This is a genomic window from Syntrophales bacterium, from assembly GCA_035363115.1.
Taxonomy (GTDB): Bacteria; Desulfobacterota; Syntrophia; order Syntrophales; family PHBD01; genus PHBD01.
In genome coordinates, this window is sequence record DAOSEM010000014.1 from 22,254 (window position 1) to 33,820 (window position 11,567).

Here is an 11,567-nt window from a genome sequence, read left to right on the forward strand (position 1 = left end):
TCAAACCTGATTTATTTTTTTAGGGTTTCCTATTTTCCCGGCCAATGCCGTACTTCCGGATGCGGTACACGGCGGTCGGCCTGGAGATGCCCAGCATCCGGGCGGCCCGGGACATGTTTCCCTCGCAGACATCGAGGGCCTTGATGAGAAGGTCCCGGTTCCGCTCGTCCAGGCTACCGGCCGACAAGGATGCGCTCTCCGAGACGGCTTTCGCCCTCTCCAGGGTTCCGGCACCGTCGGCTTGCTCCGTCCGGTCCTGCATCTGTTCGTAATCGCTGTTCATCCGGGCGAAAAACCGCAGGGCCTCCATGAGCAGCCGGTCCCGCGAGGCAGCGTCCAGGAACTCCCGGCCGTCTTCGCGTGCTTCCCCCGCCGGATCATTGCCGGCCCAGCCGTACCCGCCGTCGCTGTGCACCACGAACGCCAGGTGGCGCGGCTCGATGATGCTCCCCTCCTCCATCAGGACGACGCGGTCGACGGCGTTCTTCAACTCCCGGACGTTGCCCGTCCAGGGGGTGTTGACCAGGATTTCCCGGGCCTCCTTCGAGATCTCCTGGAACCGCTTTCCATAGGTCTTGTTGAATTTGTCCATGAAGAACAGGGCAATGGGAAGGATGTCCTTCTTGCGCTCACGGAGGGGCGGGAGCGAGATCTTGGCGATGTTCAGCCGGTAGTAGAGGTCTTTCCGGAATTTCCCCTCGGCGGTCAACTGTTCCAGTTTCCGGTTCGTCGCCGCGACGACGCGGACGTCCACCTTCTTCGTCTTCGAGCCGCCGACGGGATAGAATTCCCGCTCTTCGAGAAACCGCAGAAGCTTGACCTGCGTGGACGGCAGCAGTTCGCTGATCTCGTCCAGGAGCAGGGTCCCGCCGTCGGCCAACTCGAAGATCCCCTTCTTGCCTTCCTGGAGGCCGCCGGTAAACGTGCCCTTGTCGTAGCCGAACAGCTCGGATTCGACGAGGTCCTTGCTGATGGCGCCGCAGTTGATGCGAATGTAGGGCTTCCCGACCCGGCTGCTGTGGTAGTGCAGGATCCGGGCGATGATCTCCTTTCCCGTCCCGGTCTCGCCCTCGATCAGGACCGTCGTGTCGTAGCTCCGGGCGATCTTGAGTGTCTGCGCCAGCACCCTCTTCATCTCCTCGCTCTCGCAGACCATGTCCGTCTCGACTTCCTGCCATGACAGGAGCTGCTCGATCCGCTTCTTGTTCCGCTCCTGGAGCTTCGCGTTTTCGATGATGATGCTGGCCTGGTTCGCGAAAATGGAGAAGGACTTGATCTCACTCTTCGTCAGGTCCATCTTCACGTCGTTCCTGTCCGCCTCGATGAGCCCGATGACGTCCTTTTTGATCATCAGGGGCACGGCCAGCGTGGAGACCCGCTTGTGGATCGCGCTGATCTTCAGGTCGATGTCCGTGATCCGGTCGTCCTTCGCGTGGTCCTTGATATAGATGGTCTTCCCCGTCTTCATGACGGCCGTCTCGATGCACTCGTGCCGGTCCAGCCGGAAGGGACGGGTGAGCGCCCGCTCCCGCTCGGCCGGCTTGAAGCCGATGAGGTACTTGCATTCCAGGAGGCTGCTGTCCTCGTCCCTGAGGAAGATGGCGACCCGCGTGAACCCGAAGACCCTCGATGTCTCCTTCACGATCTCCGTGAGGATGCGGTCGAGGGTGATCGGTTTCGTCAGGAGGCTGCTGATCTTGTGGATCGAGGACAGGAGCCTCTCCTTCCTCGCCGCATCGAGGATGTACCGGTCCGCTTTTTCCCGTGCTGCGCCTTTTACCGCCATGTCAGGTCCTGTGTCCGGCCCGGTCCGCCGACCCCGGCTCCACGAAAAAACCCCGTTCTCTATTCGGGAGAAACGGGGTTTCCAGTGGCTTGGCCATCGGTCATTACCGGTCTGGGCTGAAACGGTTCGCTGAATCCGGAAACGGTGTCGCCTGTTTCCTGCTCGGTCGCTATGGCTGATGCGGAGCCACTATATCGCCTGGAACGGCTTTGTCAAGCCATGTAGAAGTTCCTCCGCAGGCTCGCTTTCAGCTCCCCCCGGAGGTCCGGGTGGGCGATGGCGATCAGGGCAAGGGCGCGCTCCCGCCGTGTCTTGTAGCGGAGGTCGGCGATGCCGTACTCCGTGACGACATACTGGGCAAACGACCGGGGGACGCTCACGGGCGTACCGGGGGGCAGCTCCGGAACGAGTGCCGACACCAGGGTTCCGTCCTTCAGCGTCCGCGATGAGTACAGGAGCGTGATGCCCTTGCCTCCCTTCGAGTAGTAGGTCCCGATCATGAAGTCGAACTGGCCGCCCACGCCGCTCACCATGCGGTGGCCGATTCCTTCCGAGGCGATCTGGCCGCTCATATCCACCATCAGGGCCATGTTCATGGCCACCATGTTGGGGTGGCGGGCGACGAAAGCGGGGTTGTTGGTATAGGAGGCCGGGTAGAATTCGCAGCGGGGATTTTCGCGGACGTAGTCGTACATGGACTGGTCGCCCATGCAGAATGTCGCCACGGTGACGCCTCTGTGGAAGGGCTTCTTCGCATTTGTGACGATGCCCTTTTCTACGAGCTGGGGAAGGCCGATGGGGAACATCTCCGTCAGGACACCCAGGTCGCGCTTGCCTTCCAGGCCCGCAACGACTGCCTCCGGGATGGCCCCGATGCCCATCTGGATCGTGTCACCATCCGCGATCAGCTCCAGGGCGTATTCACCGATTCTCTTCTCCTTCTCCCCCGGTGTCGCGCGGCCCACCAGGGGGATCGGGCTCGAATGCTCCACGATGACATCGAACTCGGAGATGTGCATCCAATTGTCCCCGAGGATGACCGGCATCCGGTCGTTCACCTCGGCAATGGCCAGGCGGAGCTTGCTTTCTTCCCTTCCCTTCCGGAGGGCCTCCATGGTGTAGAAGTTCGTCAGGCCGAGGTTGACGAAGCCCTGGTCGTTGGGCGGCGTCGTCATGCAGATGAAGACGTCGGAGCGCTTGGCGTACTTGTCTCCGCCGTCTGAGGTCATGATGGGAAGATAGTCCGGCAGACGGGACTCGATGATTTTCCGGCTCGCCGCGGTGCCGAAGGAGGGGTCGAAGTTGATGTGGCCGTCAAGGCCCTTCATGAATGCGGGGTCGTAGAGCTTCGACGGCCGGACGGCGACGGAGTCGCAGATCCGGACGCCCTTCAGTTCCTGCCATCGGGCCAGGATGGCGTCGTACATGTCGGCCGAACAGGCGCCGACGGCCAGCCCGACGCCCACGAAATCCCCGGATCGAATCTGCTTCGCCGCCTCGGCAAAGCTCATCCGTTTTCTCTGATATTCCTCTTTCCAGTTCATCACGTTTCCTTTTACGAATGCCCCGTTCAGGGGCATGGATGTTTCCCGCGGGACCGCCTTCGCTTGGTCCCGCCACTCCGGTCGCTTGTCTGCCTTTCGGCTCCGGCCGGCATTTCCGTCGGTCATGCGGCCGGTCCGCTGTCCATTCTGGTCTTTCCTGAAATGGTTGATGCCGTCCAGAAGCCCGTATTCACCGATGCTGCGGTAGAGGGTTGTGCAGCTTGCGGCTTTTCCCTATACGACCCGGCACGACGGCTGGGCCGCTCCCGTCTTCGTCATGACGATCTGCCAGAGCTGGATGCTTCTCGACCGGAAGGCCCCCGCGCAGGACAGCAGGTAATACTCCCACATGCGCATGAAGCGCCCGTCATACTTGCCTTTCAGGCGCGTCCAGGACTCCTGGAAACGGCGGTTCCAGGCCATGAGCGTTTTGTCGTAGTGCGGTCCCAGGTTCTGCAGGTCCTCCACGACGAAGAGCCCTTCGGTGGCGCGGCCGATCTGGGCGATGCCGGGGAGCATGCCGTTCGGGAAGATGTAGCGCACGATCCAGGGATCGCAGTTCGCCTGGGAGGCGTTCCCACCGATGGTGTGAAGAAGGAAAACCCCGTCTTCTTCCAGGCAGCGGTGGACGACCTCGAAGAACGTCCGGTAGTTCTTTCTCCCCACGTGCTCGAACATCCCGACTGACACCACCTTGTCGAAGGTCCCCCCGATCCGCCGGTAGTCCTCCCGGATCACCTCGACCGGCAGTCCCCTGCAGAACTGGCGGGCGTAGTCGATCTGCGGCTCGGAGATGTTGACGGCCGTGACCTCGCATCCGTAATGCTCGGCCATGTAGCGGCTCAATCCTCCCCAGCCGGCCCCGATGTCCAGCACGCGGTCCCGGGAGTCCAGGCCGAGCTTCCGGCAGATCAGGTCGAGCTTTTTCTGCTGGGCCTCCACGAGGTCGTCCGTCCCCTGGAAATAGGCGCAGCTGTACTGGTTGTAGGGATCGAGAAACGACATGAAGAGATCGCCATCCAGGTCGTAATGGTGCTTCGCGATCATGTGCGACCGGGACAGCGACTGGAGGTTGAAGAGGATTCCCGGGAGAAATCCCAGAAGATAGGAGAAGCTCCCCTTCACGGCTTCATCGAGGCCCGCCCGGAGGATGCGGCATATGAATTCGTCGATCTGCTCGCAGTCCCACCAGCCGTCCATGTAGGCCTCGCCGAGCCCCAGGTTCTTTTCCCTGAGCACCCGGTCGTACAGCCTGTCATCGAGAACCTGGATATCCCAGGGATTCGGGCCGTCGATCACAATGCCGGCCCGGGAAAGATGTCGCTCGATGATGGACCTGGATAGCTTACCGGATCCGCCCCGGGAGTCTGTGCCTCCCGGGGGGGATAATTCTTTTCGGGGGGAACGCGGGTTGAGGATGGATACTCCCCGGTCAAGCCTCCCAACCGACTCGCGCCTGTGAATCCTTTCTTCCTTGACCAGACCGTTTGCCATCGGACTTCCTCTATATTATCAAAGGATTGCAAGATCCTCCGGGAGCGCCGGGGGTTTATTCGAGCCGCCGTCGTGTTTCCACATCCGGGTTTCCGGTCCCGGCCCTGGCGATCCTGGAGCCCTCTCCCCTCCTTTTGCCGCAGATTGTCGCCGGACGCCGATTTTTGCCATGCCGATCCGTCTGATTCTCCCCGCAGAAAACGGCGGCCATCTCCTCGGAAGAAAGGGGCCGCCGCCATAGGACATGCCGGTGCGAAGCCATCCGCATCCGTCCGATGACAAGCAGGGTCCTGCATAACAGAAGAAGGGGGCCGGCATGCGCCGGCCCCCTTCTTCCGCTCCCGGAGATGACTGACTATGCCCTCAGTGCCGTTTCAAACAGGCAGGCCGAGGCATACACGGCCAGGGGGATTGCCTTGTCCACCGCCTCTTTCCACTTCCGGTTTCCCGCGACCAGGCTCTGGTTGTATTCATCGATGGCGCTGTCCACCTTGAGGACGTATCCCTCCGTACCCGGCTCTTCGGCGTGAAGGTCCGTCTCAATGCAGGGAATGAACGCCCTGGCCCTGTCGTAGATTTCGAGGGCGAAGGCCTGCGGGTCCAGCGGGCCCGTCCGAAGCGAGCTCTTGAATTCGCTGTACCCGCCCGGCGTCAGGACAAAGTCCGGCGAGCCATAGACGTACTTGTTCGCGTATTTCTCGAAAAAAAAGTGATCCACGTAGGGCACGGCCGGGTAGTTGCCGACATGGTGCGGCGCCGTCAGGTCCTGCAGGTAGTGGGTTGCGACACCGAGAGACGTGACGCTTCCGCTTCCTCCCACGGCCAGGTTGTAATGGTTGACGAAATTCATCAACGCATGCTCGTGAATGTCCTCATCGAGGCCGTTCGTCGCCCTTTTCATGTATTTCAGGATGAGCATGGTCGTCGGGGCGGCGTTCTCCAGGAAGTTGCCCTTTCCGCCCTCCTTGGTATCTCCAAAGAAATGCCCCTCGAAGATCAGGTCCTGCAGGTCGCTTTTCGGATCGTCCGGGAATTTGCAGTATTCCAGAAGGAGCGCGGTGTCGGCGGGAGAAACGTTCAGCAGGCCGAGAGCCCTGTCGGTGATATAGCAGTGCGTGCTGTCCCGCAGTTCGAGCACCCGCTTGAATCGCTCGTAGGATTCATGGGTAAGGCGGATCAGCCTGCGGACTTCCTCGAAGATTTCCCTGCCGCAGGCCCTGTTGATCACGTCCCTGAAAAAGAGGCGTGTTTCTTCCTTTCCTTTCTTTGGGACGTCCTTCTTCCTGAATTTGAGGCTCTTCCGGTCGATCCGGGTGACAGCTTTCAGTTCGGAGGAAAGGGCGGAGAACTCTTTTAATGTGTCTTTCAGCAATTTGATGGATGCATCCTGCTGCACCGTCGCTTCGTTCATGCCACACCCTCCCTTTCCGTTTGAATATGAATCGGAATTCCCGTTGATGATGCCGCTGCACGGACATTTCCCGGTCGTTCCAAGCTGTGACGGGACGGTCTTCTAATCCAGAACCTCCCTCAGCTTGCCGGAGAGCTTCTGGAGCTGAAAGGGTTTCTGGAGGAAGCCGTTGCAGCCCCGTTCCATGATCGTGTTCGCTTCTCCGTCGATGCTGTAGCCGCTGGAAAGGAGAACCTTTACCTCCGGATCGACGGTCCGGAGGCGGTCGAAGGTCTCCCCTCCGGAGAGGCCAGGCATGATCATGTCCAGGATGACCAGGTCGATCTCGTTCCTTTTCGTCATGTACACGGCGACGGCCTCCTGCCCGCTTCCGGCGATGTAAACCCTGTAACCGAGGGAAGTCAGGAGCTCTCCCGTCACCTCCGCAACCATGGGTTCGTCATCGACCAGCAGGATCGTCTCGCTTCCCTTCTTGATGGTTCCGGCCTCCTTTGCCTCCGTCACGACTTCCCTCTCCGATGCGGGCAGGAGAATGGTGAAGGTCGATCCGTGGCCCGGCTCGCTCTCCGCGTGAATCATGCCGCCGTGCCCCTTGACGATTCCGTAGACCATGGCCAGTCCGAGGCCCGTTCCCCTGCCCATTGCCTTGGTCGTGAAGAAGGGATCGAAGATCCGCTCCCTCGTCTTCGCATCCATCCCCGTACCGGTGTCGGTGATGGTGATTTTTACGTATTTTCCGGGGAAGACGGACATCAACTGGGCCTTCGTCTCGTCCAGAAGGACGTTCTCCGTCGCCAGGTAGATCTTCCCGCCTCCCGGCATGGCCTGCCAGGCGTTCACGTACAGATTCATGAAGATCTGCTCCATCTGGCCCCGGTCGGCCTCGACGCTCCACAGCTTCCGGTCGTATTTCCGGTGGATGGCGATCTCCTTCTTGGTCCGCCCGAACATGGAGGAGGTCTTCTTCACGATCTCGTTCATGTCGGTGGGCTTCACCTCGTACCGCCCCCCGCGGGCAAAGCCCAGGAGCTGCCTGGTCAGGTCCGTGCCGCTCTGCACCTGCTCCTCGATCCGCTTGAGCCTTTCATAATGGGGATGGGACGGATCCAGGTCCAGGAGTGTCAGCGATGCGTAGCCCTGGATGCCCATGAGGAGGTTGTTGAAGTCGTGGGCGATGCCGCCGGCCAGCGTGCCGATGGCCTCCATCTTGTCGGCGTGCTGCAGGCGCTCCTCCAGCCTCCGCCTCTCCTCGTCGGCGTTCCGCTGCTCGGTGATGTCGATGAGAGAGGCGACGCTCTGTTTCGTCCCCGGGATCAGGCCGACCGTCAGGAGAATATGCTTCACGGAGCCGTCCCTGTGCCGCAGCCGGAATTCGTAGCTTTTTTCCACGTCATCCGAATTCGTCCGCCGCACCTTGTGCCGGACGATCATCTTCTCCAGGTCTTCCTTCTCGACAAACTCCGTCCATTTTCTATTTCCTTCCACCTCCTCCCGCCGGTAGCCCGTCAGGCCCTCGAACCGTTTGTTCGCCAGGGAGATGGTCATGTCATCCTCGACGATCAGCATGGTGGCCCCTGTTGTCTCGAAAAATGCCTGATAACGTGTTTCCGATTCCCGCAGGGCATCCTCCGCCAGCTTTCGGTCCGTGATGTCGTTGAAGAAATTCAGGGTGGCCGGCTGACCCTGCCATGAAATCGGCGTCACATGAATCTCGACCAACTTGATCGATCCATCCCCGGCAAGGAGCCTGAAGGTGTATACGCTGGGAACATGCTCACCTTTCATCCTTTTCCTGTATCGCTCCGCGATCATCTTCCGGTCGTCGGGTTGAACAAAATCCAGGAAAGGCTTCGACAGAATCTCCTCCTTCGGGCGGCCGATGATTTCCACTGCGCGGCGATTGATGAAACAATGCCTGCCCTCCTGGGCGATCGAGATGGCCTCCTCCGCGTTCTCCACGACCAGGCGGTACTGCTCCTCGCTTTCCCTGAGCGCCTCTTCCATGCGCTTGCGCTCGGTGATGTCGCTGCAGCTTCCCTCGAAAGCGACGATCCTGCCCGAGGCGTCCCTCAAGGGAACGCCGTTGGAGGTGTGCCATCGCCAGGATCCGTCGGCGTGCCTGATGCGGTATTCGACCCCCGCCTGCCGCTCTCCCTTTTCGACCGCCCCCTGCAGCGCCTGAAGGCACACGTCGAGGTCGTCCGGATGGATGAGCGGCTGGAAGGATGTTCCGATCACCTGTTCTGGATGGTGGCCCAGGAGTTCGGTCCAGCTGGGGGAGACATACGTGAAGATGCCGTCCAGGCTCAGTGTGTAGATGATGTCATGGCTGTTCTCGATCAGCAGGCGGTACTGCTCCTCGATCTTTTTCCGGTCCGTAATGTCCCGCGTGCTTCCCTGCACCCCGACCGAGTTTCCGTCATCGTCGAGCAGCCAGCAGGCGGTAATCTCGATGTCCTTGACCGACCCGTCCTTGCAGTACTGCTGGATCTCCAGCGTCATGGACCGGGCGCGCTCCGCCGGGGGCTTTGCCAGCTGCGCGGCCAGCTCGGTCATGGCCGGCTCCACGCAGGATTTCACCACGTATTCATGGAAGGGAATCTCCAGGACCTCCTCGGGGGTGTAGCCGCTGAGCGACTTGACGGAAGGACTGACGTAGGTGAAGCGGCCGTCCAGTGTCATGGTCCAGATCACGTCGGTCGAATTGTCGGCGAGGAGGCGGTATTTCCGCTCGCTCTCCCGCAGGGTCTCCTCGGCCCGCTTCCGCTCGGTAATGTCCCGGGCCACGGCCTGAAAGGCGATGGCTTCTCCCTCCTGAAAGAGAAGCTGCGTATTCTGCCCGAGCCAGAGGTCCTGGCCGTCTTTCTTGACAATGGGATACTCCAGATACGTGTTGGAGATTTCCTTCACATACTGGAGACCGAAGTGACGGGTCACCATGTCAAGTGCATCCGGCCGGATCAGAGCCGAGAAATGCCTCCCCACGAGTTCTTCTTCACGGTATCCCGAAATGCGGAGCGCCGCCGGGTTCACAAATGTGAAATGCCCCCTGGCGTCGGTCTGGAAGACGATGTCGTTTGCCTGTTCCACCAGCGTCCGATAACGCTCTTCACTCTCGCGCAGGGCCTTCTCGGCCTGACGGCGATCGTCATCCGCCTTTTCCAGCTCCCGGATTCTCCGCTTCAGCGCGGCAATTTCCTCTGCCGGATCTTTCATTCCTTCTTCCAGATGGGTCATGAAACTCCCTTTATCCATCGCATATGCACCGGATCGGCAGGGATCCCGTCCCACTCCCCGGAACATAAAAAACCCCGATCTTCTCTCGAAAGAATCGGGGTCTCGGCGGTCGATTCATCGGCATCACCGTCTGCTCCGGAAAAGGGCTGGAACCTGGCTGTTGTTCCTTTCGCTCCAATGCCTGGAAAACAGCCGCCAGTATAGCGCCGGAATCGTACAAGTCAAGTCCTTTGGCTGGCAACCTATCAATATTATGGTATATTAGCGCCATCAGACCTGTTGGAAAGCAGAGGACCCCGGATGATAGTGGACCGTTATCGACACCCATGGTATGAAACGCATCAGATTCCATAAAATATTCGAACGGAGGGTACACATGAGAAGGCGTTTTCTTATCCTGGCAGCGGCGCTGATTGCGCTCCTGTTCTACGGCACGGCGCTGGCGCTGGAGTTCTCGGCGGACATGGTCAGTACCGGCAAGGGCGGCAAAGGGATGGTCTCGAAGGTTTATATGAAGGATAAAAAGTTCCGCTGGGAATCGAAACAGGAGGAAACCTATACGATCTCCCGGCAGGACCTGCTGAAGACCTGGATCGTCATGCCGAAGCAGCGAAGCTACATGGAGGTGAAGTTCGATCCCTCCAAGGATCAGTCGCCCAGGGAGAAGATGTCAGGCGAAGTCAGCCGGAAGCTGATCGGTACGGAAACGATCAACGGGCACCCGGCGAAGAAATATGAAGTCACGGTACAGAGCGGGAAACGGCAGACGAAATCGTACCAGTGGCTGGCGACGGACCTGAACAATTTCCCCATCAAGCAGGCGGCAGTGGACGGAAGCTGGGGCATGGAATACCGGAACATCCAGATGGGTGGCCAGCCAGACAGCCTCTTCGAAGAGCCGAAAGGCTTCAAGAAGATGGACATGCCCGGCATGCCGCGCGCGCCGCGCCGCTGAGGAGACCGGTCTGATGGAGCTGTCCTCCCGACACGTCGGAACCCCACTCAAGCCATATGAAACGTTCGTGACCTGGCGGCAGACGACGAATTACGCCGCCGCGCTGGGCGACGGCAATCCGCTGTACCTCGATGATTCGCTCCCCGGGGGAATCGTCGCTCCGCCCATGTTCTGCGTCGCCGTCACCTGGCCCATCACGGAGCGCATCGCCGACTTCATCGAATCGGCGAAGTTCCCGAAGGAGATCGTCAACACGCAGGTCCATTACACGGAGCACCTTGCCATCCACCGCCTCGTCCGTCCGGGGGACATGCTCACCGTGAAGGGCCGCATCGCGGCGATCATCCCCCGCAAGGCGGGAACCCTCTTCGTCATCCGCTACGACGCCGAAGACGCAGCGGGAATCCCCGTCTTCACGGAGCACATCGGCGGCATGATGCGGGGGGTCCAGTGCACCGACGAGGGACGCGGGGGAGAAGACCTTCCCCTGGCGCCGTCCTTTGAGACCTCCGGGGAATCCCTCTGGGAGACCCCGGTTTTCGTGGACCGGACGGCTCCCTTCGTTTACGACGGCTGCACCAACATCCATTTCCCGATCCACACGTCCGTGGCCTTCGCCCGTGCCGTCGGACTCCCGGACATCATCCACCAGGGGACGGCAACGCTGGCCCTGGCTGTCCGGGAGGTCGTGAACCGCGAAGCGGAGGGAGATCCGCGGCAGGTCCGGTCCATTTCCTGCCGTTTCACCGGCATGGTGATCCCAGGGACGGAGATCCGGATCCGCCTGGTCGGAAGAGCGACGGAGGACGGGGACAGGCACTGTTTCTTCGAGGTCCTGAACTCCGAGGGAAAACAGGCCATCCGCGACGGGGCGATCGTCCTCGGCCTGGCCTGATCCACCCCGGCAACCCATGAGCAGGGCCCGGCCGTTTCGCGGCCGGGCCGCCCCTTCCTCCCCTACCCGCCCATCTACAAGGAGGGAACCATGACCTGGCAGAACCTGAACCTTACCTGGCATTACGTTGAGAAGTGGGCCTCAAGGAAACCGGAGGCCGAAGCCCTGGTCTTCGGGGACGAGCGCCTCGCCTGGAGTGATTTCAAGGCGCGCATGGACGGCATCGCCAAGGCCTTCCTCGCGGC

At 60.7% G+C, this 11,567-nt stretch carries 7 protein-coding genes; 2 read left to right on the forward strand and 5 right to left on the reverse strand.

Features of this window, described 5'->3' with window-relative positions; all coding sequences use genetic code 11:
* Positions 1 to 19: 19 nt before the first annotated feature.
* The 5 genes from PLO63_17455 to PLO63_17475 all read right to left on the reverse strand — a co-directional run bounded on the left by PLO63_17455 (position 20) and on the right by PLO63_17475 (position 9,451).
* Positions 20 to 1,786, reverse strand: coding sequence for a sigma-54-dependent Fis family transcriptional regulator (locus PLO63_17455; GenBank protein HOI75931.1), 1,767 nt, complete (start codon positions 1,784 to 1,786; stop codon positions 20 to 22).
* Positions 1,787 to 1,998: 212 nt separating this feature from the next.
* Positions 1,999 to 3,330 (reverse strand): acetyl-CoA hydrolase/transferase C-terminal domain-containing protein, encoded by a 1,332-nt coding sequence (locus tag PLO63_17460; protein HOI75932.1) that lies wholly within the window; start codon positions 3,328 to 3,330, stop codon positions 1,999 to 2,001.
* A gap of 234 nt (positions 3,331 to 3,564) precedes the next feature.
* Positions 3,565 to 4,824: a cyclopropane fatty acyl phospholipid synthase gene (gene cfa / locus PLO63_17465; GenBank protein HOI75933.1), complete on the reverse strand. Its 1,260-nt coding sequence runs from the start codon at positions 4,822 to 4,824 to the stop codon at positions 3,565 to 3,567.
* Between the two features lie 355 nt (positions 4,825 to 5,179).
* Positions 5,180 to 6,235 carry a hypothetical protein gene (locus PLO63_17470; protein HOI75934.1) on the reverse strand — a complete coding sequence of 352 codons (1,056 nt, stop codon included), beginning with the start codon at positions 6,233 to 6,235 and terminating at the stop codon, positions 5,180 to 5,182.
* Positions 6,236 to 6,337: 102 nt separating this feature from the next.
* On the reverse strand, positions 6,338 to 9,451 hold the full coding sequence (locus tag PLO63_17475) for a PAS domain S-box protein (protein HOI75935.1): 3,114 nt from the start codon (positions 9,449 to 9,451) through the stop codon (positions 6,338 to 6,340).
* 397 nt (positions 9,452 to 9,848) lie between these two features.
* Between PLO63_17475 and PLO63_17480 the strand changes: the two genes are divergently transcribed.
* Positions 9,849 to 10,427, forward strand: a complete 579-nt coding sequence (locus PLO63_17480) for a DUF4412 domain-containing protein (protein HOI75936.1) — start codon at positions 9,849 to 9,851, stop codon at positions 10,425 to 10,427.
* Positions 10,428 to 10,440: 13 nt separating this feature from the next.
* A complete protein-coding gene (locus PLO63_17485; GenBank protein HOI75937.1) occupies positions 10,441 to 11,322 on the forward strand; it encodes a MaoC/PaaZ C-terminal domain-containing protein in 882 nt (293 codons plus the stop codon).
* Positions 11,323 to 11,567: the final 245 nt, after the last annotated feature.